23 protein-coding genes and 1 tRNA gene are annotated in these 24,563 nt (G+C 67.3%); 16 read left to right on the forward strand and 8 right to left on the reverse strand.

Annotated features, from left to right (window positions below; all coding sequences use genetic code 11):
• Window positions 1–109: 109 nt before the first annotated feature.
• The 3 genes from CMV14_RS17325 (at window position 110) to CMV14_RS17335 (ending at window position 2,491) form a co-directional block, all read left to right on the forward strand.
• On the forward strand, window positions 110–358 hold the full coding sequence (locus CMV14_RS17325) for a GlsB/YeaQ/YmgE family stress response membrane protein (RefSeq protein WP_066962195.1): 249 nt from the start codon (window positions 110–112) through the stop codon (window positions 356–358).
• Between the two features lie 126 nt (window positions 359–484).
• The gene (locus CMV14_RS26860) at window positions 485–2,131 is read left to right on the forward strand and encodes a DUF6065 family protein (protein WP_176488986.1); all 1,647 of its coding nucleotides are present in this window, start codon (window positions 485–487) and stop codon (window positions 2,129–2,131) included.
• Window positions 2,132–2,269: 138 nt separating this feature from the next.
• Window positions 2,270–2,491 carry a hypothetical protein gene (locus CMV14_RS17335; protein WP_066962198.1) on the forward strand — a complete coding sequence of 74 codons (222 nt, stop codon included), beginning with the start codon at window positions 2,270–2,272 and terminating at the stop codon, window positions 2,489–2,491.
• Between the two features lie 39 nt (window positions 2,492–2,530).
• On the opposite strand, the gene CMV14_RS17340 is transcribed toward CMV14_RS17335, so the two are convergent.
• Window positions 2,531–3,265, reverse strand: a complete 735-nt coding sequence (locus CMV14_RS17340; RefSeq protein ID WP_066962201.1) for an SIMPL domain-containing protein — start codon at window positions 3,263–3,265, stop codon at window positions 2,531–2,533.
• Between the two features lie 222 nt (window positions 3,266–3,487).
• Here CMV14_RS17340 and CMV14_RS17345 point away from each other — a divergent pair, with 222 nt between their 5' ends.
• From CMV14_RS17345 to CMV14_RS17375, 7 genes are all read left to right on the forward strand, one after another.
• Window positions 3,488–4,657: an efflux RND transporter periplasmic adaptor subunit gene (locus CMV14_RS17345; protein ID WP_066962204.1), complete on the forward strand. Its 1,170-nt coding sequence runs from the start codon at window positions 3,488–3,490 to the stop codon at window positions 4,655–4,657.
• Window positions 4,658–4,676: 19 nt separating this feature from the next.
• Window positions 4,677–7,766, forward strand: coding sequence for an efflux RND transporter permease subunit (locus CMV14_RS17350; protein ID WP_066962208.1), 3,090 nt, complete (start codon window positions 4,677–4,679; stop codon window positions 7,764–7,766).
• A 153-nt stretch (window positions 7,767–7,919) separates the two neighbouring features.
• Complete coding sequence (locus CMV14_RS17355) at window positions 7,920–9,191, forward strand: DUF445 domain-containing protein (RefSeq protein ID WP_066962211.1); 1,272 nt, start codon at window positions 7,920–7,922, stop codon at window positions 9,189–9,191.
• Window positions 9,192–9,570: 379 nt separating this feature from the next.
• Window positions 9,571–10,269, forward strand: coding sequence for a response regulator transcription factor (locus tag CMV14_RS17360; RefSeq protein ID WP_066962429.1), 699 nt, complete (start codon window positions 9,571–9,573; stop codon window positions 10,267–10,269).
• A gap of 9 nt (window positions 10,270–10,278) precedes the next feature.
• Complete coding sequence (locus CMV14_RS17365) at window positions 10,279–11,307, forward strand: FecR domain-containing protein (protein ID WP_066962214.1); 1,029 nt, start codon at window positions 10,279–10,281, stop codon at window positions 11,305–11,307.
• A 37-nt stretch (window positions 11,308–11,344) separates the two neighbouring features.
• A complete protein-coding gene (locus CMV14_RS17370) occupies window positions 11,345–13,618 on the forward strand; it encodes a CHASE2 domain-containing protein (protein WP_066962217.1) in 2,274 nt (757 codons plus the stop codon).
• A gap of 47 nt (window positions 13,619–13,665) precedes the next feature.
• Window positions 13,666–14,265 carry a TIGR02466 family protein gene (locus tag CMV14_RS17375; RefSeq protein ID WP_066962220.1) on the forward strand — a complete coding sequence of 200 codons (600 nt, stop codon included), beginning with the start codon at window positions 13,666–13,668 and terminating at the stop codon, window positions 14,263–14,265.
• A gap of 78 nt (window positions 14,266–14,343) precedes the next feature.
• On the opposite strand, the gene CMV14_RS17380 is transcribed toward CMV14_RS17375, so the two are convergent.
• Together CMV14_RS17380 and CMV14_RS17385 are read right to left on the reverse strand one after the other, a co-directional pair.
• A complete protein-coding gene (locus CMV14_RS17380) occupies window positions 14,344–15,132 on the reverse strand; it encodes a VOC family protein (RefSeq protein WP_066962222.1) in 789 nt (262 codons plus the stop codon).
• A gap of 13 nt (window positions 15,133–15,145) precedes the next feature.
• Window positions 15,146–15,616, reverse strand: a complete 471-nt coding sequence (locus tag CMV14_RS17385) for a VOC family protein (protein WP_066962225.1) — start codon at window positions 15,614–15,616, stop codon at window positions 15,146–15,148.
• 198 nt (window positions 15,617–15,814) lie between these two features.
• Here CMV14_RS17385 and CMV14_RS17390 point away from each other — a divergent pair, with 198 nt between their 5' ends.
• Both CMV14_RS17390 and CMV14_RS17395 read left to right on the forward strand, forming a co-directional pair.
• Window positions 15,815–17,632 (forward strand): diguanylate cyclase, encoded by a 1,818-nt coding sequence (locus CMV14_RS17390; protein WP_066962228.1) that lies wholly within the window; start codon window positions 15,815–15,817, stop codon window positions 17,630–17,632.
• 155 nt (window positions 17,633–17,787) lie between these two features.
• Entirely contained in the window at window positions 17,788–18,642 is an 855-nt protein-coding gene (locus CMV14_RS17395; RefSeq protein ID WP_176488988.1) for a C13 family peptidase, read from the forward strand.
• A 64-nt stretch (window positions 18,643–18,706) separates the two neighbouring features.
• On the opposite strand, the gene CMV14_RS17400 is transcribed toward CMV14_RS17395, so the two are convergent.
• Window positions 18,707–18,781 (reverse strand) — tRNA-Gln (locus CMV14_RS17400).
• A gap of 115 nt (window positions 18,782–18,896) precedes the next feature.
• On the opposite strand from CMV14_RS17400, the gene CMV14_RS17405 reads away from it, so the two are divergent.
• From CMV14_RS17405 to CMV14_RS17415, 3 genes are read left to right on the forward strand one after another with little or no spacing between them, the layout of a single operon-like run.
• Window positions 18,897–19,895 (forward strand): NAD-dependent epimerase/dehydratase family protein, encoded by a 999-nt coding sequence (locus tag CMV14_RS17405; RefSeq protein WP_066962235.1) that lies wholly within the window; start codon window positions 18,897–18,899, stop codon window positions 19,893–19,895.
• Window positions 19,885–20,253: a hypothetical protein gene (locus tag CMV14_RS17410; protein WP_238147077.1), complete on the forward strand. Its 369-nt coding sequence runs from the start codon at window positions 19,885–19,887 to the stop codon at window positions 20,251–20,253. Before CMV14_RS17405 ends, CMV14_RS17410 begins: the two co-directional genes overlap by 11 nt.
• A 21-nt stretch (window positions 20,254–20,274) precedes the next feature.
• Complete coding sequence (locus tag CMV14_RS17415) at window positions 20,275–21,159, forward strand: dienelactone hydrolase family protein (protein ID WP_066962240.1); 885 nt, start codon at window positions 20,275–20,277, stop codon at window positions 21,157–21,159.
• 12 nt (window positions 21,160–21,171) lie between these two features.
• Here CMV14_RS17415 and CMV14_RS17420 read toward each other — a convergent pair whose 3' ends face one another.
• Both CMV14_RS17420 and CMV14_RS17425 read right to left on the reverse strand, forming a co-directional pair.
• Window positions 21,172–21,927 (reverse strand): WecB/TagA/CpsF family glycosyltransferase, encoded by a 756-nt coding sequence (locus CMV14_RS17420; RefSeq protein ID WP_066962242.1) that lies wholly within the window; start codon window positions 21,925–21,927, stop codon window positions 21,172–21,174.
• A 92-nt stretch (window positions 21,928–22,019) separates the two neighbouring features.
• A complete protein-coding gene (locus CMV14_RS17425) occupies window positions 22,020–22,748 on the reverse strand; it encodes a Bax inhibitor-1/YccA family protein (RefSeq protein ID WP_066962432.1) in 729 nt (242 codons plus the stop codon).
• A 144-nt stretch (window positions 22,749–22,892) separates the two neighbouring features.
• Between CMV14_RS17425 and thpR the strand changes: the two genes are divergently transcribed.
• Window positions 22,893–23,426 (forward strand): RNA 2',3'-cyclic phosphodiesterase, encoded by a 534-nt coding sequence (thpR, locus tag CMV14_RS17430; RefSeq protein ID WP_066962245.1) that lies wholly within the window; start codon window positions 22,893–22,895, stop codon window positions 23,424–23,426.
• Here thpR and CMV14_RS17435 read toward each other — a convergent pair.
• Both CMV14_RS17435 and CMV14_RS17440 read right to left on the reverse strand, forming a co-directional pair.
• Window positions 23,411–23,896, reverse strand: coding sequence for a low molecular weight protein-tyrosine-phosphatase (locus tag CMV14_RS17435; protein ID WP_066962248.1), 486 nt, complete (start codon window positions 23,894–23,896; stop codon window positions 23,411–23,413). The genes thpR and CMV14_RS17435 overlap by 16 nt on opposite strands.
• Window positions 23,893–24,435: a superoxide dismutase family protein gene (locus CMV14_RS17440; protein WP_066962251.1), complete on the reverse strand. Its 543-nt coding sequence runs from the start codon at window positions 24,433–24,435 to the stop codon at window positions 23,893–23,895. The genes CMV14_RS17435 and CMV14_RS17440 overlap by 4 nt, the downstream gene beginning before the upstream one ends.
• Window positions 24,436–24,563: the final 128 nt, after the last annotated feature.

Raw genomic sequence — 24,563 nt, forward strand, 5'->3', positions numbered from 1 at the left:
AACAGCCGGCCTCAGGAGCGCAAAAGGAACAAGGTCGGTTCTGAAACGTACTGACTCCAAGGCTTTCCGCACAGACGGAGAACCTCTCGACAGGTGGCAGGAGGACGCAATGAATCTGATCATTTTCCTGATCGTAGGCGGCATCATCGGCTGGCTGGCCAGCATCGTCATGCGCACCGACGCGCAGCAGGGAATCATCCTCAACATCGTCGTCGGCATCATCGGATCGTTCATCGGCGGCGTGCTGTTCGGCCCGAGCCTGGGCGGCGGCGGCGTCTATGGTTGGCTCAGCGCCTTCCTGGGCGCAGTGATCCTGCTGGCGATCGTCAATCTGGTGCGTCGCGGCTCGATGCGCTGACGCGATCGTCGGTTTCATCGTCCGGCCCGCCCGCTCACCAAGCGGGGCGGGCCGGTTGCGTCAGGCTGGCACCCGCCCCGCGCATCGACTAACTAGGTCCGACGACGCGGCCCAGAGAGTCTGTAGATGAAACCACGCCCCCGGATCGAGGCCTTCAGAGCACAGCTCCCCACCTTCGATCTCGTGCCGAGCGCCCCCGACCGGCAATGGATGGACGAGTTCAGCGATCGCCACGCCTATCGCTGCCTGCCGCTGTCGATCGCCAATACCCATGGCTGGGATATCCTCTGCCCGGCCGATGTCGAGATCGAATGGAACGGCAAGCCGGCCAAGGAGGATCTGGTCGTCCGGGCCACGGGCCCGCTGCCCGAGGGCGTGGCGCTCGACGATTTCTTGCGTTCGCACTTCACGCGCGGGGTCGTGACCTTCCACACCACCTATATGTTCCGCACCCCGCCCGGCTGGAGCATCCTGGTCAGCGGCCCGTTCAACCATCCCAAGCACGGCATCGCGCCGATGACCGGCATCGTCGAGAGCGATTGGCTGCCCTACCCCTTCACGATGAACTGGAACATGACTGCGCCGGGCACCGTCCGCTTTGCCAAGGGCGAGCCGATCTGCACGATCATGCCGATCCCGAAAAACTATCTCGGCGATTGGGACGTCGTCATCCACGACATGCGCGACGATCCCGCGATGGGGATCGAGCATGAGGCTTTCCGGCGGGAGCGCGACAGCTTCCAGAAGCGGATCGATGCGAAGGATCCGGAGGCGATCAAGCAGGCCTGGCAGCGCCATTATTTCGTCGGGCGCCATCCCGACGGCACGATGGTCGAGGACCATACCAACAAGATGCGCCTCGCGAGCCCCACCGATGCCAGCGGCCAGCGGCCGGCCTATGCCAAGCCCGATCCTGCGGCGGCCGTCACGCGGCTGTCGCTGACGATGAACCAGGCCGCATCGGCGCTGCTGAGCGGCGGAGCACTGTCGGGCGGCCCGCAGCGATCCTCCATGACCAGGATCATCGCCGCGCCGAGGGCCGATCCCTGGCAAGCCGACAGCCTGCTTGCCCGCCTGGAGACCGGGCAGACCCCACGCAACGTCGCGGGACGCGACCGCCTGAAGGACGGGCTGCTGGCCGATGCGGAAGGCGTGACCGACCTCAGCGGCGATCCCGGCCGTGCGGGGCTCGATTTCCTCGTCATCCCAGATTTCCTCGCGCCCGCGGAATGCGGGGCCCTGGCCGATTATGCACGCGGCGAGGATTTCACCAGGAATCATGAGGACATAGGCGAAAGCTACTGGAAGAGCCGGCTTCTTTTCTATTCGGACGTACTGGAGCGGCGGCCCGACATGGCGGCGCTGATGCAGGCGGCGGACCGGGCCGCGACCGAGGCCATCGCCCGCTTCTACCGGCTCGACGCACCGATCTTCGCGGACACGATGCAACTGGTCCGCTGGAGCGAGGGGATGCACATGCCGCCCCATGCCGATCGCGCCCATCCCGACGGCTCCGCCCACGCCTTCGCCTATCGCGACTTTGCGAGCGTGGTCTATCTCAACGACGAGTATGAGGGCGGCGAACTCTATTTCACCGCACAGGACCTGATGCTCAAGCCGCGCGCCGGCATGCTGGTGGCCTTCACCGGCGGATGGCGGCACGAGCATGCGGTGCTCAAGGTCCGTGGCGGCGATCGCTTCACCATGCCGGCCTTCTACAGCTTCGACCGCTCGAAGCGGGACCGCCCCCTCTATGGCGAAGATCGCGACTGAGCCGCCGGCGCGCGCAATCCCGCTTTTCCGCAGGCGCGAATAGGTTTATGACAAAGCCGTTGCAGCCGTTCGTACCAGCTGCCGGGGCAACGGCAGTGCGGCGCACCATGTCCAGCGTAGCGTGATGTACCGGCGGATATGGAGCACCCCGTCATGAACAGTCAGGACATCAGGTGGATCATCGCGGGATTGTTCGTGGCCTTCCTGGCCGTGATCGTCCTGTCGGATCTGGTCAAGCGCAAGCCTAAGGGCCCCAGGACCAAAGCGAGAAAGGCGCCGAAGGCGCGCGGCTTTCGCACGATGCGCACCGACCGCCCCGCACCGGGCGGGGGCACCTGGAAAAACCCCGGCCGCCGATAGAGTCGCGGCCCCTCCCGCCGCTGGAAGGGGCCGGCCTCGTCACATCAGTTCGAACGTCACCGACAGGCTGATCGCGATCTTCTGCTCGCCCGCCTCGATCATCGTGTCGGCGGCCTTCTCGGCACGTGCCATCGCCATCATCGGCATCGGCCGGACGATCGGCATCGGTTCGAAGGACCCCTCGCTGATCGCGACGATCCGCTTCACCTGCAGGCCCGCCGCGCGGGCATAGAGCGCCGCTCGGGCGCGGGCCGCGGCAACCGCTTTCTCACGCGCCTGATCGAGCAACGGCTCGGGCTTGTCGATCGACAGGGTCGGGCCGTCGATCTGGTTGGCGCCGGCCGCGACCAGGGAATCGAGGATCGGACCGGCCTTGCGCACATCACGGAAGCGCACGCTGACGCGGGTCGAGGCCTGATAGCCCACGATCGCGGGGGGCAGGTTCTCCGCATAGCGATATTGCGGGCTGAGGCTGACCGAGGTCGTCTGGATATCGCGATCGGCGACCCCGGCCTTGCGGATCGCGGCGACGGTGGCGGCGGTGCGCTGGGCGTTCTCGGCCATCGCGGCGGCGGCGGTCGGCGCCTGGGTGACCACGCCCGCCCCGATCGTCGCGATATCGGGCACCGCGCTCACCTCGCCGCTGGCCACCACGTCCAGCCGCGTGCCGGCCAGCATGTGCGATGGTGCGGGCGCTTCCTGCGCCATCAGCGGGGCCGCCCAGGCCAGCGCCAGCGGCAGCGCGACGCTCCATCTTGGTGATCTTACGGTCATTTCGGTTGTTCTCCTGCTTTGCCGCGCCGTCCGTGGCATGCTAACACGCTTGTAGGAACCTCGCTGCACAAGGCCTGAACGCCTTTCGGCCACGAAACGATCCCTATCGGCGGAGAGTTCGTGGCGATGTTGCGCCGCTCTCTTGAGCGAGGTGACATATTGATATAATACAGCTCGAACGGACAAAGGGGCCCGTCGGGCCGGCAATGGAAAGACATGGGGATGAACGTCGAATCCGGCATCCAGAGCGATTACGCGGCTTATGATTATGATGACGTGCAGGCCCGGCGGCGGCGGCGTATCGTCATCGGCATCGCCGTCGCCGTTCTGATCGGCGTCATTGCCGCGACCATGATGTTCTTCGGCGGCAAGAAGCCCGCCCCCGCCGCCCCGGCCGCGCCGGGCGTCACCGTGATCGTGCCCGGCAGCGCCAGTGTCGATGCCACCGTGTCCGCCACCGGCAGCCTGTTCGCCAAGCGCGAGATGCCCGTCGGCGTTGCCGGTGAAGGTGGCATGGTTCAGTCGGTGCTGGTGGAACCCGGCAGCTGGGTCGGCGCCGGACAGACGCTGGCGGTGATCGAGCGCTCGGTGCAGACCGAGCAGGCCAATTCGCTCGCCGCCTCGGTCCGCGTGGCGCGCGCCGATGCGCAGCTTGCCCAGGCCGAACTCGATCGCGCCAAGGCGCTGGTCGCGCGCGGCTTCATCTCCAAGGCCGATATCGACCGGAGGACCGCGACGCGCGACGCCGCCGCCGCCCGCGTCGCGGTGGCGCAGGCCCAATATGGCCAGCAGCGCGCAACGATCGGCCGGCTGATCATCCGTTCGCCCGCCGCCGGACTGGTGCTGACCCGCGCGGTCGAGCCGGGCCAGGTGGTAGGCCCGGGCAACGGCGCATTGTTCCGCGTGGCCAAGGGCGGCGAGATGGAGCTGCGGGCACAGCTCGCCGAGCAGGATATCGCGCGCATCCGGGTAGGCAATGGCGCCGAGGTGACGCCGATCGGCAGCAAGCGTGCCTTCAACGGCACCGTGTGGCAGATTTCGCCGGTCATCGATCCGCAGACCCGCCAGGGCGTGGCCCGCGTCCAGCTGGCCTATGATCCCGCATTGCGGCCCGGCGGCTTCGCCTCGGTCGTGATCAAGAGCGGCACGACCCAAGCGCCGATGCTGCCCGAATCCGCCGTGCTGAACGACGAGAAGTCCGCCTATGTCTATGTCGTCGGCCCCGACAACAAGGTCGTGCGACGGGACGTCAAGGTCGGGGACGTCTCCGATGCGGGTGTGGTGATCCTGTCCGGCATCCAGGGCAATGAGAAGATCGTGCTGTCCGCAGGCGCCTTCCTGAATCCTGGCGACAAGGTGACACCGCAACTCTCCGCCGCCCCAACCCGCTGATCAACCGGAGCTTTCGGGCATGCGCAACATATCCGCCTGGGCGATCAAGAATCCGATCCCGCCTATCGTCCTGTTCCTGGCGCTCACGCTCGCGGGGCTGATCAGCTTCGCGCGCATGGACATCAACAACATGCCCGACATCAGCTTCCCGGGCGCGTCGGTCAACATCAGCCAGCCCGGCGCCGCACCGACGGAGATGGAGACCCAGATCACCCGCAAGGTGGAAGCCGCGGTTGCATCGGTCGGCAACGTCAAGTCGATCACCTCCTTCGTCAGCGAAGGCACGTCGGGCACCAATGTCGAATTTCAACTCGGCACGCCGGTGGACCGCGCCGTCAACGACGTGCGCGACGCCGTCGCCAAGATCCGATCCGACCTGCCCGAGGGGATTCTCGAACCGCAGATCCAGCGTATCGAAGTCGAGGGCGGCCCGATCGCCTATTATTCGGTCGAAGCCGTCGACATGACGCTGGAGGAGTTGAGCTGGTACACCGACAATACGGTGATCAAGCGGCTGCTCTCGATCCCGGGCATGGCGGGCGTCTTCCGCGGCGGCGGCGTGAGCCGCGAGATCCGCGTGGTGCTCGATCCCGCGCGGATGCAGGCGCAAGGCGTCACGGCCGCGCAGGTCAACAATGTGCTGCGCAGCGTCAACCTGAACGCGGCCGGCGGCCGGGCCGAAGTGGCGGGCGCCGAGCAATCGGTTCGCGTGCTGGGCAACGCCGCCAGCGCCTATGAGCTGAGCCAGACGCAGATATCGGTCGGCTCCGGCCGGACGGTGCGGCTCGCCGACATCGCCACCGTCCGCGATGCCTATGCCGAGCAGCGCAACATCTCCCGCATGGATGGCCGGCAGGTGCTGTCCTTCGGCCTGCAGAAGGCCAAGGGCGCGTCCGACGTCACCGTCTATGATGAGGCGGTGAAGGTGCTGGAACAGCTTCGAAAAGAGAATCCGAAGGTCAAGTTCAGCCTGCTCTATGACGGCGTGAAATACACTAAGGCCCAATATCATTCGGCCATCGACGCGATGGTCGAGGGGTCGGTGCTCGCCGTGATCGTGGTCTTCTTCTTCCTGCGCGACTGGCGCGCGACGGCGATTTCCGCCCTGGCGATCCCGCTTTCGGCGATCCCGGCCTTCTGGTTCATGTCGCTGATGGGCTTCACGCTCAACACGATCAGCCTGCTGGCGCTCAGCCTGGTCGCGGGCATCCTGGTCGACGACGCGATCGTGGAGATCGAGAACATCGTCCGCCACATGCGGATGGGCAAGACCGCCTATCAGGCGTCGATGGACGCCGCCGACGAGATCGGCCTGGCGGTGGTCGCCACCACCATGGCGATCGTCGCGGTGTTCGTACCGGTGTCGTTCATGCCCGGCATCCCCGGCCAGTTCTTCGAGCAGTTCGGTCTGACCGTGGCCGTCGCGGTGCTGATGAGCCTTGCCGTCGCCCGGCTCATCACCCCGATGATTGCCGCCTATTTCCTGAAGGCCGAAGGCGTCAGGGAACATGGCGGCGGCCCGGTGATGGAGAAATATCTCGATCTTCTGAAATGGTCGCTCCGCAACCGCTGGAAGACGATCGGCATCGGCGTCCTGGCGCTGGTGCTCACGGTGATCATCTTCGGCATGTCGAAGCAGCAGTTCCAGCCAGCGTTCGATCAGGACAACAGCGTCGTCAAGATCGAACTCCCACCCGGCGCCCGGGTCGAGGAGGATACCGCCCGCGTCGCCGAGCAGGCCGCCGACATCATCCGCCGCCAGCCGGAGACCGAGAAGGTGTTCGCGGATATCGGCGACAATGGCGATACACGCTTCGCGTCGCTCTACATCACGCTCAAGCCTGCCAGCGAACGGGCGCGGACCAGCACCGAATTCGAGCGGGAAGTGGCACCCCAGCTGGCGAAGATCCCGGACGCGCGGGTCAATTTTCAGTCCCAGTCCGGCGGCTTCGGCCGCGACCTGACGGTCATGCTGGCCGGCGACGATCCGGTGAAGCTGCAGCGCAGCGCCAATGCGCTGATCGAGGAGATGCGCAAGAGTCCGCTGATCCGCGATCCCCGCATCGATGGCGACATCCAGCGGCCCGAGCTGATCATCAAGCCACGGCTCGATCTGGCTGCCGATCTCGGCGTCACCACCGCGGCGCTGAGCCAGGCGATCCGCATCGCCACGCTTGGCGACATCGAGCAGAACATGGCCAAATTCTCACTGAGCGACCGGCAGATTCCGATCCGCGTGTCGCTGAGCGAGGATTCGCGGCGCGACCTGTCGACGATCCAGAACCTGCCGGTGCAGACCAGCTTCGGCGGCACCGTGCCGCTGCGGGTCGTCGCCGATATCCATTTTGGTGCGGGCCCGTCCAAGATTCGCCGTTACAACCAGGTCCGCCGCCTCGTCATCGGCGGCGACCTGACCCCGGGCTCGGTGAGCGGCGACGCTTATAAATATATCTATGCCACCCCGATCATGAAGAACCTGCCCGCCGGCGTGCGCGAGGTGAAGTTCGGCGAGCAGGAGTTCCAGGGCGACCTGATCAGCGGCTTCATCATCGCCGTCGTCTCGGGCATCCTGCTCGTGTTCGCGGTGCTGATCCTGCTGTATAAGCGCGTGCTACCGCCCTTCGTGAACATGGGTTCGCTGCTGCTCGCGCCACTGGGCGGCCTGCTGGCGCTGCTGATCTTCGGCATCCCGATCTCGATGCCGGTCTATATCGGCCTGCTGATGCTGTTCGGCATCGTCGCCAAGAACTCGATCCTGCTGGTCGATTTCGCGATCGAGGAGATGCGCCACGGCGTCGACCGCTTCGAGGCGATCCTCGAGGCTGCCCACAAGCGCGCCCAGCCGATCGTGATGACCTCGGTCGCGATGATCGCGGGCATGATGCCGATCGCGCTGGGCCTGTCGGGCGACGGCAGCTGGCGCTCGCCGATGGCGATCTGCGTGATTGGCGGCATCGCCATGTCCACCCTGCTCACGCTCATCATCGTCCCTGCCGGCTTCACCCTGGCCGACGACATGGAGAAGTGGCTGGGCCCGCGGCTGATGAAGTTCCTCGTCAACAGCGAGGAGCACAAGCCGGGCGGGTCGGTCCCCCAGGCGGCGGAGTAATCCGCCGTCGCCCCGGCGGAGGCCCCGGGGCCGCAACAGGCTCCTGCCATCAACTCGCCGAAAACTCCGACGGCCCCGGCCTTCGCGGGGGCGACGACGTGCATTCTTGATCGTTTCGGTTGAACATTCCGCGCCACCGTCCATTTTGATTGAATGAACCTTCTCCAGATCACCGGGCTCGACCGCTTCAATCCGGCCCAGGGCGGCGTACGCGGGATGCGTGTGGTTGCGTCGGGCCTGCTGGTGATCATGGCCGGTCTCTATCTGCTGGCCCGTGCGCAGCAGGGGCCCGGCGCCCCGATAGCCTGGGGCTATCTGCGCGCCTTCGCCGAGGCGGCCATGGTCGGCGGGCTGGCCGACTGGTTCGCGGTGACGGCCCTGTTCCGCCACCCGCTGGGCCTGCCGATCCCGCACACCGCGATCATCCCGCGTAACAAGGATCGGATCGGCGACAGCCTGGCCGGCTTCCTGCGGGTCAATTTCCTTACCGCATCGGTGGTGGCGCGGCGGATGTCGAAGGTCGACGCCGCAGCGGCGCTCGGCCGGCTCCTCGCCACCCCGCCGCAGGGCGGCAAGACCCGGGAAGGGATTGGCCGCGCGCTGGCGACCATCCTCGAATCGCTGGGCGACGACCGGCTCGGATCGATGATCAAGGGCGCCCTTGCCAGCCGGCTGCGCGGCTTCGACATCGCTCCGCTGCTCGGCCGCACCCTTGGCGCCGCGATCGTCGAGAACCGCCATGCCGAGATGCTCGACGGGCTGATCGGCTGGGGCAGCCGTGTCCTCCTCCACAATGAGGGGATGATCCATGACATGGTGCAGGCGCGCACCGGCAAGTTCATGCGCTGGACCGGCCTTGACGAGAAATTGTCGGGTGCAATCGTGGAGGGATTGCACAAGCTGCTCGACGACATGGCGACCGACCCGGAACACCCGTTGCGCCTCAAGGCGCAGGAAGGGCTCGAACAGCTCGCTGAAAAGCTCCAGCACGATCCCGAGACCCGCACCCGGGTCGCCGAGATCAAGGCCGAACTGATCGACAGCCCCGCAGTCACGGCCTGGCTCGACACGCTTTGGCAGAGTGCGCGCATCAAGCTGATCGACGCGGCGCGCGATCCCAATGCGGCGCTCGGCGGGCAGGTCGGCGAGGCGCTCAAGCAATTGGGCGCGACCCTCCAGACCGACGCGCCGCTGCGCCAGACCGTCAACCGCTTCGTCCGGCGGATGACGGTGGGCCTCGTCGCCGACTATGGCGACGGTATCGTCAAGCTCGTTTCGGAAACGATCCGGGGCTGGGACGCTCGCACCGTCACCCTCCAGTTGGAGAATGCGGTCGGCCGCGACCTGCAATATATCCGGGTTAACGGCACGCTGGTCGGCGGACTGATCGGGATTGGCCTGCACGCGATCGACCAGCTTCTCTGAGCGGCGAATCGCAGACGTAATGACCGGTGGAGGTTGGTGATGCCGGCGGCGCTGAAACCTGGCCTGCCAGGGCAAGACAGGCCGGCCATGCGGAGGGGGAGCAACCCTTCCGCCGGCACCCCCGATCTCTCGCGGCTGCCGGCATCACCATATTAACCATAACGCTGCATCTAGCTGAAATTCTTGTAAACAATTGTTAAATTTGCAGTCCGTCACACTTGTTCCGGGAACTTCTTGGTTAACAGGGTTCCGTTCCAGGGCAGAACGGAGCTGATTATGGGCAAGGCGCCTCACCACGGGCTTGGCTTCCGACGCGACGGCGGGCATTGTCGCCGCCATGGCAGCGAACGGACCGGCCGACAAGGCAGCAGGCGATAGCATGCGTATCGCCGTTCTCGACGACGAAGCCACCGCGCGCGCCTTTGTCACGCAGACGCTGATCGAGGCTGGGCATTTCGCCTATGAATTCCCCAACGCCCGCACGCTCGTCACGCGGCTGCGCCAGGATACGTTCGACCTCGTCATCCTCGACTGGAACATGCCCGACAAGAGCGGGCCCGAGATCATCACCTGGATGCGCGAGAATATGGACAAGCCCGTCCCCTCGCTGCTGCTCACCAACCGCAACAGCGACGCCGACATCGTCGCGGGGCTGGACGCGGGCGCCGACGATTATGTGATCAAGCCGGTCCAGCCGCCGGTGCTGCTCGCCCGCATCGCCGCGATCCACCGCCGCACCGGGCCTCGCGAGGCGACCGGCGCCAACGAGACCTACGGCCCCTATCAGCTCCAGCCCGCGCGCCAGACGGTCATCGTCGATGGCGAGACGATCGTGCTGACCGCCAAGGAGTTCGAACTGGCCGCGACGCTGTTCCGCAACATGCACCGACCGCTGTCGCGCTCCTATTTGCTGGAGATCGTCTGGGGCCGCAATCCGGACCTGCCGACCCGCACCCTCGACGCGCATATCTCCCGGATCCGAGCCAAGCTGGGCATCCGGCCCGAGCGCGGCTTCCGGCTGGTGCCGGTGTACAGCTACGGCTACCGCCTCGAACCGCTCGAACCCGAAGAAGGCTGAGGCAGACCAGTGGGGAAACGGCATCATATCCTTCTGGCGCTGGCCACGGTGGCAGCCGCGTTCGCCGCCGCGCCGGCATCCGCGCAACAACCGCCCGACACCCTGTTCCGCTATCGGGTCAAGCCGGGCGACACGTTGTCGGCGATGGCGCGCGATTATTTCGTCAATGGCGACTATCGTACCGTCCAGCAGCTCAACCGCGTGGCCGATCCCCGGCGCCTGCCGATCGCCTCGACCCTGCTGATTCCCACCCGCCTGCTGCGGGTGGCGCCGATCGACGCGCGGGTCAGTTCCTATCGCGGTACGGTCACTGTCGACGGCAGGCCGGTCGCCCTCGCCCAGCAGGTGCGCGAGGGCAGCCGGGTCGAAACCGGCGCCAACGCCAATGTCACCGTCACCCTCGACGACGGCAGCGCCATCTCGCTCCCCTCGCAGAGCCGCATCCGTATCGCCCGGCTGCGCCGCATCCTTCTGACCGGCAGCGTCGACCGCAATTTCGTGATGGAGGCGGGCCGCAGCCGTTCCTCGGTGACGCCGTTCAAGGATCCGGAGAGCAATTTCCGCGTGACCACGCCGCTGTCGGTGTCGGCGGTGCGCGGCACCGATTTCCGCGTCGCCGTCGACGAGGGCGGAGAGACCGTGCTGACCGAGGTGGTCGGCGGCACCGTCGGCGTCGCAAAGGACGAGGAAGCGGACGAGACCGGGGTCGGGCGCGGCTATGGCGTCGCCGCCACCCCCGCCGGGGTCCAGAAGCCCGTCCCCCTTCTTCCGCCGCCGCCTCTGGTGTCGATGGCTCGGACGCCCGCTGGCGTCGCGATTGCGGGCAAGGAGGTCGAGGGCGCGGCGCGGTACCGCATCCAGCTCGCCACCGATCTCGCCTTCCGCGACGTGATCGACGAGGTGATAAGCGACAAGCCCGACGCCGATTTCGCGCTGCAGGACGGCGCGACATTCTATGTACGGCTGACCGCCATCGCCCCGTCGGGCATGGAGGGTCTGCCCGGAACCTACGCCCCCGGCGTCCGTGCCGGGTCCTGATCCGGCCTCGCGACGGCCCGGCCAAGGCTGAGCGACCATGGCCGAAACGCCCAGCCGTCCGTCCGCCTCCACCCGCCTCTACGCCGAATGGGTTGCGGTCGCGCTGATCGCGACCCTGCTGGTCACAGGGCTGGTGCTGGGGCGGCTGACCGAACGGCTCGATCACATCATCTACGATAATGCGCTGATCGCGTCGGGCCGCCCGCCCCCCGACGACATCGTCATCGTCGCGATCGACAACCGCAGCCTCCAGGCGATCGGCCGCTGGCCCTGGCCGCGCCGCGTCCATGCGCAGGCGCTGGACCGGCTGGCGGAGGCGAAGCCCCGGGCGGTCGGCTATGACGTCCTGTTCGTGGAGCCGACCCCCGAGGATCCCCTTCTCGCCGCCTCGGTGATGAAGACGCCGACCTATCTGCCGATGGTAATAGACGTGCCGGGGCCGAACGGGGCCGCCTATGCGACGGCCCTGCCCGCCGGCCTGCTCAAGGATGCCGCCGCCGGCATCGCGCAGGTCAGCCTGCACTTCGACGGCGACCGGATCATCCGCAAGGCCTATCTGGAGGAAGGCGGCGGCGGCCGATCCTGGCTCCAGCTCGCCGCGCTGATGGCCGGGATCGAGCCACAAGGCGCGCCCGGCCGCCGCAGCGAGGGGCTGTGGCAGGAACGGCCGGTGATGATCCCCTATGGCGGCGCGGCCGGCCATATCCGCACCATTTCCTTCGTCGACCTGCTCGAAGGCCGGGTGCCGGCCGAGATCGTCGCGGGGCGTTATGTGCTGATCGGCGCCACCGCCGACGGCATGGGCGACGGCTACCCCACCCCGACATCGGGCGAGACCAGCGTGATGGCCGGCGTCGAGATCCAGGCGCAGTTGCTCGATGCGCTGCTGCGCGATCAGGCGATCGTCCCGGCATCGGATCATTGGCAGCTGGGCCTCGCCATCGCCGCGCTGTGGACATTGCTGATCGGCTTCCTGCGGCTCAGCCCGCGCGCCACGGCCAACCTTGCGGTGGGCCTGGCCCTCCTGCTGCTGCTGCTCACCTTCGGCCTGTTCCGCTTCGCGCATGTCTGGCTGGCGCCGTCGGCGGCGCTGATCGGGCTGCTGTTCGTCTATCCGCTGTGGGGCTGGCGGCGGCTCCAGGCGATCAGCAGCTACATGACCGACGAACTGCGCGACCTTCAGGCCGAGGGCGATGCCTTCCCGCGTCAAACGCGTGGCTCGGGCAACCGTGAAGTAACCCAACAGGCGAGCCTGCTCCGCCAGGCGATCGACCGGCTGCGCGACCTCCGCCGCTTCCTTTCGGACGCGATCGGGCGGCTGCCCGACGCGTTGTTCGTCACCGGGCTTGATGGCCGGCTGGCGCTGACCAACGCCGAAGGGCGGCGTCTGGCGCGGCGGCTCGGTGCCCCGATCGAGACCGGCGGCGACCTGCGCGCGCTGCTCGGCCTGTTCCGCGTGACGGGCACCGGCCATCTCTCCCCCTTCGCCGCCGACGCCCCCGCGCAGGGCGCCGCCGAGGCGGTGACCGAGGGCGGCGGCTGCTATGAAATCCGCTATGTCGCGCAGCGCGACGCCACCAATGCCCATGTCGGCTGGATCATCCGCATCGTCGACATCAGCCCGCTGAAACAGGCCGAGCGCCACCGCGAGGAAGCGCTGCAACTGCTCAGCCATGACATGCGGGCGCCACAATCGGCGATCATCTCGCTGCTCAAGGGGCCCGAAACCGGCATCCCCAAGGCGATCGCCAACCGGATCGAAGGCCTGGCCAACCGCACGCTCGACCTGGCCGAGGATTTCGTCCAACTCGCCCGCGCCGAGGCCAAGCCGCTGGCGATCGAGCCGGTCGACCTCAACGACGTGGCGATCGACGCCGCCGACACGCTGTGGCCGACCGCGCGGGCGCGCAACATCCGGGTCGAGGTCGAGGGCGCCTATGAAGCGCCGCACCTCGTCGACGGCGACCGCCAGCTGCTCACCCGCGCGCTAATCAACCTGATCGGCAACGCGATCAAATATAGCGATCACGGCATGGTGGTGCGCTGCACGCTGACCGAAGCCGACGACCATGTCCGCGTCGGCATCGCCGACCAGGGCGCGGGGATGAGCGAGGAGCAGCTCGCCAACCTGTTCGCGCGCTTCCAGCAGGGGCCGCGCGAAGGCGTCGGGCTCGGCCTTGCCTTCGTCCGCACCGTCGTCGCCCGCCACCATGGCACGATCGACTGTACCAGCGCGCCCGGCGAGGGGACGACCTTCGTCATCGGCCTGCACAAGAGCGATGCCGATCCCTATGCGGAGGTGGAGGAGTAGGGCGGCCCGGGCTTGCGCCCGGCGGCTCCCCATGCTTGGGGCTGGATATGGCCATCCGCACCCTCTTCGTCACCCGCCTCTACGAGGCGATGATCGGCAGGCCCGATCTCGTCGCCGACCTGGAGCAATCCGTCCGGGCGCTCGCCGAGGAGGACCGGGCCGGCCGGGCCTGGTCGAAAGCGCACGGCTATCGCGGCTACACCTCTTATGCCTCGCTGAACGACCTGCCGACCCGCGATCCCGCGTTCTCCGATCTGGTGAAGCTGCTCAACGGCCATGTCCGCAGCTTCGCGGAGGCTTCGCACATGAACCTCGGCCGCCGACTGCGGCTCGACAGCCTGTGGGTCAACCTGATGAAGCCGGGCGGCACCCATTCGGGGCATCTCCACCCGCACAGCATCGTCTCGGGCACCTTCTATGTCGCGGTGCCACCGGGATCTGGCGGCCTGAAGCTGGAGGACCCGCGCCTGCCGCTGATGATGGCCGCCCCGCAACGCACCGACGACGCGCCCGAGGACAGCCGCCCCTTCGTCTATGCCGAGCCGCGGCCCGGCATGGTGCTGCTGTGGGAAAGCTGGCTGCGGCACGAGGTGCCACCCAGCGCCGCAAAAGGCGACAGGATCAGCGTCAGCTTCAACTATAGCTGAGCCCGTAAGGAACGGCGACAGATCAACCCACTCGTCATTCCCGTGAAAGCGGGAATGAGGTGAAGAGGAGCCGATCGTCTATTCCTTCCTGTTCCCCACCAGCGCGAACAGCGCGCCCTGCGGATCGACGGCGTTGATCACCCAGACGCCGCCGGGAACCTGCTCCGGCCCCATCAGGATGCTGCCGCCATTGTCCTTCACCCGGCCGACAGCGGCGTCGATATCGTCGACATGGACGTAAAAGGTCCAATAGGGCCGCGAGGCGCCGGGGTCCGTCATCATCCCGCCGGCGGTCGTCTCGCACGGACCATCGCCCTCGACAGGTTCCATCGCGAAGAACTGGTAGGTGCCCATCGGCCCCATATCCATCGCCCCGGTGCCGGACCAGCCGAACTGCGCCTTGTAGAAGGCAAGCCCCGCCTGCCAGTCGCTGCTGTGCAGTTCGTGCCAGTCGACCCCACCCGCCGTGCCCATCGGCAGGTCCGGCAGCTCGCCCTGGGTTGCGGGCTGGAGCATGTTGAACATCGCTCCCTGCGGATCGGCACAGACGGCGAAGCGGCCGACCGTGGGAATCATGTCCGGGCCATGATGGACCGCGCCGCCATGCGCCTTCACCCCGGCCACCGCCGCATCTATGTCGGTGACATGGATATAGCCGACCCAACAGGGCTTCGCCCCGTTCGCGGCGGCCTCCTCGGGGATCGGCATCAGGCCGCCGACGCCACGCCCGCCCGCCTCGACGACCGTATAGGGATGGCCGTCCCCCGGAAAGGGTGTCAGCGTCCAGCCCACCACCTTCGAATAGAAGGCCTCGGCGGCCGCATGGTCGCTGGTCATCAACTCGTACCAGAAGAATTTGTTCGCCATTGCGCTTCTCCCTTTAGAGTTTCGCTATCGCCCGTTCGATCGTCGCGATGTCGATCTTCACCATCTTGAACACCTCGGTCGTTGCCGCCTTTGCCTTGGCCGGATCGGCCATGATATCGGTCATGTTGGCGGGGACGATCTGCCAGTGCAGCCCGTAGCGGTCGGCCAGCCAGCCGCACTGCTGGGCCTTGCCGCCCGCGAGCAGCCCCTCCCATACCCGGTCGAGCTCGGCCTGGTCCTTCGCGCCGAACGACATCGAGACCGACAGATTATATTCGGCATGGATGCCGCCATTGATCGCCTGCATCTTCTGCCCGGCCAGGGTGAACTCCACCAGCAGCAGATCGCCCACCTTCGGGCCCGGCGAGTCGACCGTGGCGTAGTGGATCCTGTCGATCCAGCTGTCGGGCAGGATCGAGCAGTAGAAGCGCGCGGCCTCCTCGGCCTGGTCCTTGAACCACAGGCAGGGGGTAATCCTCGACATCGCAACCTCCTTCGTCTTGTCGGCACGCCATTACGACGGATGGGCGATCCCTTATCCGACACTCCGGCGAATTTTTCGCGGCAATTCTCATTGCGCAACCGAGCGGGACAGACGGTCCGCCTCCGCAATTTTGCGGAGGGGGCAAGCCCGTAACGCCATGATCTAAAGGTATTTCAAGAGACAGAGCCGGAGCCGGCCATGCGCATCGCGACGATCACCAACTGGGCCTATGGCATCACCCTGTTGCTGACGTTCGGGTCGGGCGGGGCCTTCATGGCGGCGATGCGCGCCGACACCGACGAGCGAGAGGCTGTCGAGCGGCGCTCCGCCTATGTGCGGATCGCCGACGATGTCGAGCTGATCGTCGAACGCATGACCGAACAGGCGCAGCTCTACGCGGCGCGCGGCGAGCCCGCCCATAAACGCGCCTGGCAGCGCGACCGCGAGGGCATCGCCGTGATCGACCGGACGATCGCCCAGCTGCGAAACACATCGCTACCCCGCTCGCTCTATAATGAACTGGCCATCGCCGATGAGGATGCGGACCGGATCGAGGCGATCGAGCAGGCTGCGATCGCCGCCGTGGATCGCGGCGATTCCGCCGCCGCCCGCGCTCTGCTCTACGGCAACGATTATATCACGCTGTCGGCGCAGCTCAGCCGGGCGGTGGACACGTTCAAGGCCGATGTCCGCGCCTGGGCCGACCGCGACCTGGCCGCCGCGCGCGACCGCGCCGACCGCTGGGACGACATCGCCCGGCTACTGCTGGGGCTGACGGCGGCCCTGTTTCTTTCGGTGCTCTATTTCATCCTCGCCCGCCGCGTCGCGCGGCCGCTGGCGAAGATGAGCGGTGTGGTCACCCGCATGGCCGAGCGCGATTATGAGACCGATCTTCCCGACGACCGTACCCAGGACGAGATCGGCGAGGTCACCCAGGCACTGCGCCTGTTCCGCCGCAACAGCATCGAACGCGAGCGGCTGGAGCGCGAACGCGACGAGGACCGCCGCGTCAAGGACCTCATCTCCCGGATGATGCACCGCATGCAGGGCTGCGATATCGAGGCCGAGCTGGCCGATGTCGTGGCCTGCTACGCGCCCCAGATATTCCCCGATCTCGCCGGCCATATCTTCGTCTATGATCATGCGCGCGGCCGGCTGGACACGATCGGACGCTGGCAGGGCCCACGGCTCAGCCTGCCCGATTTCGCTCCGACTTTCTGCTGGGGCCTGCGCCGCGGCCATTCCCATCGCAGCAATGCGCGGGGCGAGGATATCTGCTGCCAGCACCTCGGCGACATCACGGACGAGGATTGCCTGTGCGTGCCGCTGATGGCCCAGGGTGGCACCGTCGGCATGCTCTATTTCGAGGCGGCTCAGGGCGACGGGCGCTTCCCCGATCGCGCGATCTACATCGATCTGATGTCGGAGAATATCGGCCTGGCCCTCGCCAATATCCAGCTCCGCGCGACGCTGGGGGCGCTGGCCACGCGCGATCCGCTCACCGGCCTGTCGAACCGCCGCCATCTCGACGAAATGTTCAACATCGAGCGCGCGCTTGCCGAGGGCGAAGGCATCCCTCTGGCTTGCCTGATGATCGACATCGATCATTTCAAGCGCTTCAATGACGAGTTCGGCCATGACGCTGGCGATCTGGTGATGCAGCATGTCGCGCAGGTGCTGAAAAGCCACGCCCGGGAGCGCGACCTGCCCTGCCGCTATGGCGGCGAGGAATTCACACTGCTTATGCCCGGCCGCGACAGCGCCGCCGCCGCCGAACGCGCCGAGGATATCCGCCAGACCATCCGCAAGGTCGGCCTTGCTTGGCGGGGACGCCCCCTGCCCCCCGTCACCGTCTCGATCGGGGTGGCGAGCTATCCGGTCGAGGCCGATGCGGCGAGCCTGATCAGCGTTGCCGATGGCGCACTGCTCGCAGCCAAGGAAGGTGGCCGCGACCGGGTCGTGATCGCCGGCACCGAACCGCCTGGATCGCCCAAGCGGATGCGCGCGGCAGGCTGAGCAAAACCCGTCCCCTTCCCAAGCGCCCGCGCTTGCGCCAGTCTCACGCCATCGACTTCGATAGGGGGCGAAGACCGATGAAGGCACGGCTGACCGCATGGCTCTGTTTCGGCTTGGCCGCCTCCCTTGCGGCGCCCGCCCCCACGGGTGGTCAGATGTCCGGCCGGCCGGCCATGCAGCGCCCGGGCTCCGCCGCCGTCACCGATCTCGACCGCCGCCGCCTCGCCGACGCGGCCGACGCGCTGGCCCCCCAGCGGCCCGGCACCGTGGACGCCTATGTCGTGGTGGCCGCGCTCGACAGCGATCCCGTGTTCGCACGCGAAGCCCGGGAGGCGGCCCGGGTACTGGCTCGGCGCTATGATGCCGTCGGGCGGACGCTGCTCCTCGCCGGTTTTGACGGCCGCAACATCGACCCCCTCCCGCGCGGCAGCCTCGAAACCCTCGAGACCGCGCTGAACAGGGTGGCGAAGACGATGGACCCGGCAGAGGACGCACTGATCCTCTACATCACCGCGCACGGCACGCCGGCCGGCCTTGCCTGGCGCGACCAGGGCGATTTCCTGGCCACCCTGCCGCCCACCTGGCTCGACTATGTCCTGAAACATGGCGGCCTGCGGAACCGGCTGGTGATGATCAGCCCCTGCTTCTCGGGCCTGTTCGTACCGGCCCTGGCCACGGCCGAAGCGGTTGTAATCACCGCGGCGGCGGCGGACCGCACCTCCTTCGGCTGCGCCGCCGAAAATGACTGGACCTTCTTCGGCGATGCGCTCGTGAATCACGCCTTGCGCAAGAACCAGCCCCTGGCCACCGCCTTCGGCGAGGCCCGCACCCTGATCGGCAACTGGGAAACTCGCGGCAAGCTGATCCCGTCCGATCCGCAGATCGCGTTCGGCGCCAGGGCCGCGCTATGGCTGCACCCGATCGAGATGCGGATGCCCAGGGCGCCCGGCCTTCCGGTCGGCCGCCCGGCGACCGACGCGATCGATGAGGCAATAGCAGCGAACCATTAGTTCTGTAGGGCATGGCCGACAGTTTGCCGCGAGACGGAGCATGAAAATCCGTAGGAGCGCTGCTTGGCTGGGGCGCCAGGATTCGAACCTGGGAATGGCGGCACCAAAAGCCGCTGCCTTACCACTTGGCGACGCCCCAGCATCGCACGGCGAAGCGGCCTTATAGGCATGATCGTGGCAATGGGAAGCCCCCACTCGCAGGATCGGCTCGAAGATCGGTTTTACTGGGCCGCCCAACGGCTTAAGGATGGCGCATGGCGATTCTGGTCACCGGCGCCGCCGGCTTCATCGGCATGCATGTCTCGCTTCGCCTGCTCGCACGCGGCGAATGCGTGATCGGAATCGACAATCTCAACGACTATTATTCGGTTCAGCTCAAGCAGGACCGTATCGCGGCGGTAGAGGCGGCGGGCGGGGACCGATATCGCTTCCTGCGCTGTGACTTCGCCGATCATGCGGCGCTGGACGCCGCGCTGGCGGGCGAGGATTTCGACCGGATCGTCCATCTCGGCGCGCAGGCCGGCGTCCGCTACTCGATCGAGAACCCGCGCGCCTATGCGCAGAGCAACCTCGTCGGCCATCTCAACATGCTGGAGCTGGCGCGCCGGCGCGGGACGGCGCACATGGTCTACGCCTCCTCCTCCTCGGTCTATGGCGGCAATGACGCCCTGCCCTTCCGAGTGGAGGACCGGGTCGATCATCCGCTGTCGCTCTATGCCGCGACCAAGAAGGCCGACGAGTTGATGAGCGAGACCTACGCCCATCTCTACCGGCTGCCGCAGACGGGGCTGCGCTTCTTTACCGTCTACGGCCCCTGGGGCCGGCCCGACATGGCGCTGTGGCTGTTCACTGACGCGATCCTGGCGGGACGGCCGATCTCGGTATTCAACGGCGGTGAGATGCGGCGCGACTTCACCTATATCGACGATATCGTGACCGGGGTGGTCGCGGCGCTCGACCGTGCCCCCACCGACGATGGCAGCGAGAAGGCGGGCGGCAGCCACGGCCCCCACGCCCTCTATAATATCGGCAACCACCGTTCCGAGGAATTGACCCGGCTGATCGCGCTGATCGAGCAGGCCTGCGGCCGCGAGGCGATCCGCGAGATGAAGCCGATGCAGCCCGGCGACGTACGCGAAACCTTCGCCGAAATCGGCGCGATCGAGCGCGACCTGGGCTTCCACCCGACGACGAGCATCGACGAGGGCGTGCCCTGCTTCGTAACTTGGTATCGTGATTATCATGGGGTTTGAAACTATGCGCCGTTCGCTGATCGCCGGGCTGATCCTGCTGGCGCTTCCCGCCTGCGGGAAGGAGGAGGCCACGGCGCCCGAGCCCGCCGAGGGCGGCGGCCCGCAGATCGCCACCAGCCTCGAGGATTATGCACTGCCGACCGACAAGTCAGACCAGATTACTGCGATCGACGCGGCGACGGGCGACGGCGCGGGCATGCCCCGTGACGGCGGCGCGGTGGTGCGCACTGCGAAACCCGACGCGCGCCCGGCCGTTGAGCCGTCGGCGGAGAATGCGACGGCTCCGGTCGCGGCACCGCCGCCGCTGGTCATGCCGCCGCCCGTGACCCAGCCTGCCCCGCCGCCCGCCGGCAACTGACGACCAGAAAGGGCTCTGACGATGAACGACGACGATCTGAAGGCCCGCGCGATCGCGCTGTACGACCGCTTCACCCATAGCGCGCAGGACCGGCGCGCTTTCATGGCCGACATGACGAGGCTCGCCGGCAGCGCCGCCGCCGCGCAGATGCTGGTCGCCTCGATCGCCGCCGATCCCGCCGCCGCCGCGATCATCGCCGAGGACGACAAGCGGCTGACCGCGAAGATGGTCCACTGGCCGGGGGCCGATGGCCGCAAGCTGTTCGGCTATATGGCGATCCCCCGGAAGCACGCGAAGAAGCCGGCGGCGGTGCTGGTCATCCACGAGAACAGGGGCCTCCAACCCTATACCAGGGATGTCGCGCGGCGGCTGGCGGTGGAGGGCTTCGTGGGTGTGGCGCTCGACTTCCTGGCCCCGGCCGGTGGCACCCCGCCCAATGACGAGGATGCAGCGCGCAAGCTGATCGGGGCGCTGGATCTAGGCGCGGCGACCGCCGACGGCGTCGCCACGATCGACTGGCTGGCAGCCAACCGGCTGCTGAGCGGCAAGGTCGGCGCTGTCGGTTTCTGCTGGGGCGGCGCGATGGCAAACCGGCTGGCGGTCGCCGCCGGGCCGAAGCTGCAGGCTGCCGTCGCCTTCTACGGCCCTCCCCCGCCCCCGTCCGAGGCGGGGAAGGTGAAAGCCGCGCTGATGCTCCACTATGCCGGCAGCGACGATCGCGTGAACGCCGGCGCAGGCCCGTGGGTCACGGCGCTCCAGTCCGCCCATGCCGATGTCCGCCGCTATGACTATCCCGGCACCCAGCACGCCTTCCACAACGACACGTCGGCGGCGCGCTACGACGCGGCGGCGGCGGCGCTGGCCTGGGATCGCACGATCGCCTTCTTCCGGGCGAAGCTGGCATAAGGATCGAGCGGATCAGTGCCCACCCGGCCTGTCGGCAGAGGATGTTTTCCCAAACCGCCAGGCCAGCAGGAAGATGCGCGGCCCGTCGACCAGATAGCGTCGCCACAGCCGGCGGGGATTGACCAGCAGACGGTGAAGCCATTCGAGCGCAAACCGCCGCATCCAGCGCGGTGCGCGGCTCTCACGGCCGGCGATATAGTCGATGGAGGCGCCAACGCACAGGCCAGTGCCCCGCGCGCCTGCCATCCCGTGCATCTCGGCGGCGATCATTTCCTGCTGCGGCGAGCCGACCGCGATCAGGGTGAAACGCGCGGCGGCCTCCACCGCGAACCGCGCCGCGCGGGTGCGCGCACCGGCATCGCCGCGCAAGCCCATCGGCGGGATGTGCTGGACGAAAACGGCCTCCGGCCGCATGGCCTGTAGCAGATCGACGTCGCCGGCCTCCCCGCCGATCAGGCAGACCCGGTCGCCGGGCTCGATCACATCGCGCAGCAGCCGATGGATGATATCGCTTCCCGGGACGACCGGCAGGGCGATCCCCTGCAGGGAAGCGAGCAGCGACAGGACCCGGCTGTCGCACAGCCGCCACGCCGCCAGCAGGTAGGCGCGCGCCTCGGGCGCGTCGTCATCCAGTTCCGACAGGCGGACGACATGATCGACATTGGGGGTGACGAGATAGGCGAACGCCATGTCGGCGCGGCGGCCGCGCAGCAGCGCCGTTGCCGCCTCCTCGTCGATCTGCTCGAAGCTCAGGCCCAGATAATCCATCGGCTCCCCCGTGCCCCGAGCATATCCTGCGGGCGGCAAAGAAAAAGGCCCGGCGTTTCCGCCGGGCCTTCGATCTTTCCCTTCGCTTCGGATCAGCGGCGATCGCCGAGGAACTGCAGCAGGAAGGTGAACATGTTGATGAAGTCGAGATAGAGGGTGAGCGCACCCATCACCACCGACTTGCCGGCGAAATCGGTGCCGGCGACATAGGCGTACATGCTCTTCAGCTTCTGCGTGTCATAGGCGGTGAGGCCCGCGAACAGCAGCACGCCGATCGCGCTGATCGCCAGCTGCAGGCCCGACGACTGGAGCCAGATGTTCAGCAGCGACGCGATGAGCAGGCCGACCACGCCCATGATCAGGAAGGTGCCGAAGCCCGACAGGTCCTTCTTGGTGGTGTAGCCCCACAGGCTGAGCGAGGCGAAGGCCGCCGCGGTCGCGAAGAAGGTCGTCGCGATCGAGGTGCCCGTGTAGATCAGGAAGATCGACGACAGCGACAGGCCCATCGCCACGGCGAAGGCCCAGAACAGCGCCTGGGCGGCGGTGGTCGACAGGCGGTTGATGCCGAAGCTCAGCACCATCACGAAGGCCAGCGGCGCGAGCATGATCACCCAGCGCAGCGGCGTGACCAGCACCTGCTCGGCCATGCCGGAGCTGGCGAAGCCCAGCGCGACGATGCCCGTCAGCAGCACACCCGACGCCATGTAATTGTAGATCGAGAGCATGTAGGACCGCAGGCCCGCGTCGAAGACTGCGTCGGCCACACCCGCCCTTGTCGCGGCAGGCGCGGCATTCACTCGGGGGTCAGACCAGTTTGCCATGATGTTGATACTCTCCAATAATAGCGGGGACAGGCCCGCCCGATCCCCAATATCGGCCGAACCCGGCATATTTTCAAGCGTATCACGGCGCAAACCCGGTTGAAGGGGCTTGCGTTACCGTCACACGGGGCATCATCTGCGCGAATGCATCGTCTGTTCGTCGCCCTTCGCCCGCCGCCGCCCATGCGCGCGGCGCTGCTCGCCCTGAGGGATGACATAGCCGAGGCGCGGTGGCAGGACGAGGATCTGCTCCACCTCACCCTGCGCTTCATCGGCGAGGTCGACCGCCATCTGGCCGAGGATATCGCGGCGGCGCTGGGCTCGGTATCGCACCCCCCTTTCGATCTCAGGCTCGATCGCATCGGCTGCTTCGACCGGCGCGGCAGGATCGACAATATCTGGGCAGGGGTGGCACCGCAGGAGCCCGTCCGGTCGCTCCACGCCGCCGTCACCTCGGCACTGACCCGCGCCGGCATCAAGCCGGAAGAACGGGCCTTCATGCCCCATATCACCCTCGCCCGCTTCACGCGTGGGCCGACGTCGTCCGACGCGCTGCCCATCGACCGGATGTGGCCGGCGCCGGTCGAGGCGCGCTTCGATCATTTCCTGCTGTACGAAAGCGAGTTGGGGGCGACGGGGCCGACCTATTCGGCGGTGGCGCGTTATCGGTTGGACTGACCACGCAAAGCCGCGATCAGGCCGCCCACCCCCGACATGATATCATTCCAGGCGGTCTCGAACCCGGCATCCTCGCCGAAATAGGGGTCCGCGACATCCTCCCCCTCCCGGCCCGGCGCATGATCGAGCAGCAGGGAGAGCACCGCGCCGCCGGATGGGGGCGCGAGCCGACGCAGGTCGCGAAGGTTGTTGCGGTCGAGCGCGACGAGACGATCGAAGCGGTGGAAATCCTCCGCCTTCAGCTGCCGCGCACGCAGGCCGCCGATGTCGAGACCATGGCGCGCGGCGGTGGCGATCGCGCGGGGATCGGGCGGCCGCCCGACATGCCAGTCCCCGGTTCCCGCCGAATCCACCTCGATCGCGATGCCGGCCAGTTCGGCCATGTGGCGCATCGCACCCTCGGCCAGCGGCGAACGGCAGATATTGCCGAGGCAGACGAACAGCAGCCGCGGCGGCGCGCCTTCGGTCATTCGGCCTTCAGCACACCGCAGGCGAGCCGGCCACCGGCATTGCCGGTCGGATCGGTCTTGTAGTCGTCGGCAGCGGCATGGATCACGATGGCGGCGCCATCTGCATCGAACAGCGGCGCCTCTCCGCCCTTCAGCATGGCGTCCTTCACGATCGCCTTCAGTTCGCCGGTGCCGTCCGCGCCCACGGTCATATTGGGCATGTCACCCATATGCGCGCCCGCCGGATTGTCATGGCCATGCTGCTTGTGGGCCGGGTTCCAGTGGCCGCCCGCGCTGGTGAAATCGGGCCCGGTGCAGGTGCCGATGGTGTGGATGTGGACGGCGTGGACGCCGACCGGCAGCCCCACGGCCTTCACGTTGACATGGATCCCGTCCTTGCCCTGGCTGAGCATCGCCTTGCCCTTGGTCTGGCCCTGGCCGTCGATGATGTCGGCGGTGGCGGGATGGTGGCCGCCATGCGCCCAGGCGGCGGCCGGCGCGGCCAGCGCGGCCGACAGCGACATGAGCAGCGCTAAATGCGGAAGATGGGATCGGGACATGGTCGTCTCCTCGGTGATTGGCCGCCCCCGGCGACGCCATCATGCCGCATCGGCCACGGGCGATAAAGGCCTGAAGACAAAGAAAAAGGGCCGGCCCGAAGGCCGACCCCAATTCTTTGGCCATCATC

The sequence above is a fragment of the Rhizorhabdus dicambivorans genome (assembly GCF_002355275.1).
Lineage (GTDB): Bacteria > Pseudomonadota > Alphaproteobacteria > Sphingomonadales > Sphingomonadaceae > Rhizorhabdus > Rhizorhabdus dicambivorans.

What these genes read in the sequence shown, in the direction of transcription:
- CMV14_RS17325 (WP_066962195.1), top strand. Translation starts at nt 110, where the DNA reads ATGAATCTGATCATTTTCCTGATCGTAGGCGGCATCATCGGCTGGCTG.
- CMV14_RS26860 (WP_176488986.1), top strand. Translation starts at nt 485, where the DNA reads ATGAAACCACGCCCCCGGATCGAGGCCTTCAGAGCACAGCTCCCCACC.
- CMV14_RS17335 (WP_066962198.1), top strand. Translation starts at nt 2,270, where the DNA reads ATGGAGCACCCCGTCATGAACAGTCAGGACATCAGGTGGATCATCGCG.
- CMV14_RS17340 (WP_066962201.1), bottom strand. Translation starts at nt 3,265, where the DNA reads ATGACCGTAAGATCACCAAGATGGAGCGTCGCGCTGCCGCTGGCGCTG.
- CMV14_RS17345 (WP_066962204.1), top strand. Translation starts at nt 3,488, where the DNA reads ATGAACGTCGAATCCGGCATCCAGAGCGATTACGCGGCTTATGATTAT.
- CMV14_RS17350 (WP_066962208.1), top strand. Translation starts at nt 4,677, where the DNA reads ATGCGCAACATATCCGCCTGGGCGATCAAGAATCCGATCCCGCCTATC.
- CMV14_RS17355 (WP_066962211.1), top strand. Translation starts at nt 7,920, where the DNA reads ATGAACCTTCTCCAGATCACCGGGCTCGACCGCTTCAATCCGGCCCAG.
- CMV14_RS17360 (WP_066962429.1), top strand. Translation starts at nt 9,571, where the DNA reads ATGCGTATCGCCGTTCTCGACGACGAAGCCACCGCGCGCGCCTTTGTC.
- CMV14_RS17370 (WP_066962217.1), top strand. Translation starts at nt 11,345, where the DNA reads ATGGCCGAAACGCCCAGCCGTCCGTCCGCCTCCACCCGCCTCTACGCC.
- CMV14_RS17375 (WP_066962220.1), top strand. Translation starts at nt 13,666, where the DNA reads ATGGCCATCCGCACCCTCTTCGTCACCCGCCTCTACGAGGCGATGATC.
- CMV14_RS17380 (WP_066962222.1), bottom strand. Translation starts at nt 15,132, where the DNA reads ATGGCGAACAAATTCTTCTGGTACGAGTTGATGACCAGCGACCATGCG.
- CMV14_RS17385 (WP_066962225.1), bottom strand. Translation starts at nt 15,616, where the DNA reads ATGTCGAGGATTACCCCCTGCCTGTGGTTCAAGGACCAGGCCGAGGAG.
- CMV14_RS17390 (WP_066962228.1), top strand. Translation starts at nt 15,815, where the DNA reads ATGCGCATCGCGACGATCACCAACTGGGCCTATGGCATCACCCTGTTG.
- CMV14_RS17395 (WP_176488988.1), top strand. Translation starts at nt 17,788, where the DNA reads ATGTCCGGCCGGCCGGCCATGCAGCGCCCGGGCTCCGCCGCCGTCACC.
- CMV14_RS17405 (WP_066962235.1), top strand. Translation starts at nt 18,897, where the DNA reads ATGGCGATTCTGGTCACCGGCGCCGCCGGCTTCATCGGCATGCATGTC.
- CMV14_RS17410 (WP_238147077.1), top strand. Translation starts at nt 19,885, where the DNA reads ATGGGGTTTGAAACTATGCGCCGTTCGCTGATCGCCGGGCTGATCCTG.
- CMV14_RS17415 (WP_066962240.1), top strand. Translation starts at nt 20,275, where the DNA reads ATGAACGACGACGATCTGAAGGCCCGCGCGATCGCGCTGTACGACCGC.
- CMV14_RS17420 (WP_066962242.1), bottom strand. Translation starts at nt 21,927, where the DNA reads ATGGATTATCTGGGCCTGAGCTTCGAGCAGATCGACGAGGAGGCGGCA.
- CMV14_RS17425 (WP_066962432.1), bottom strand. Translation starts at nt 22,748, where the DNA reads ATGGCAAACTGGTCTGACCCCCGAGTGAATGCCGCGCCTGCCGCGACA.
- thpR (WP_066962245.1), top strand. Translation starts at nt 22,893, where the DNA reads ATGCATCGTCTGTTCGTCGCCCTTCGCCCGCCGCCGCCCATGCGCGCG.
- CMV14_RS17435 (WP_066962248.1), bottom strand. Translation starts at nt 23,896, where the DNA reads ATGACCGAAGGCGCGCCGCCGCGGCTGCTGTTCGTCTGCCTCGGCAAT.
- CMV14_RS17440 (WP_066962251.1), bottom strand. Translation starts at nt 24,435, where the DNA reads ATGTCCCGATCCCATCTTCCGCATTTAGCGCTGCTCATGTCGCTGTCG.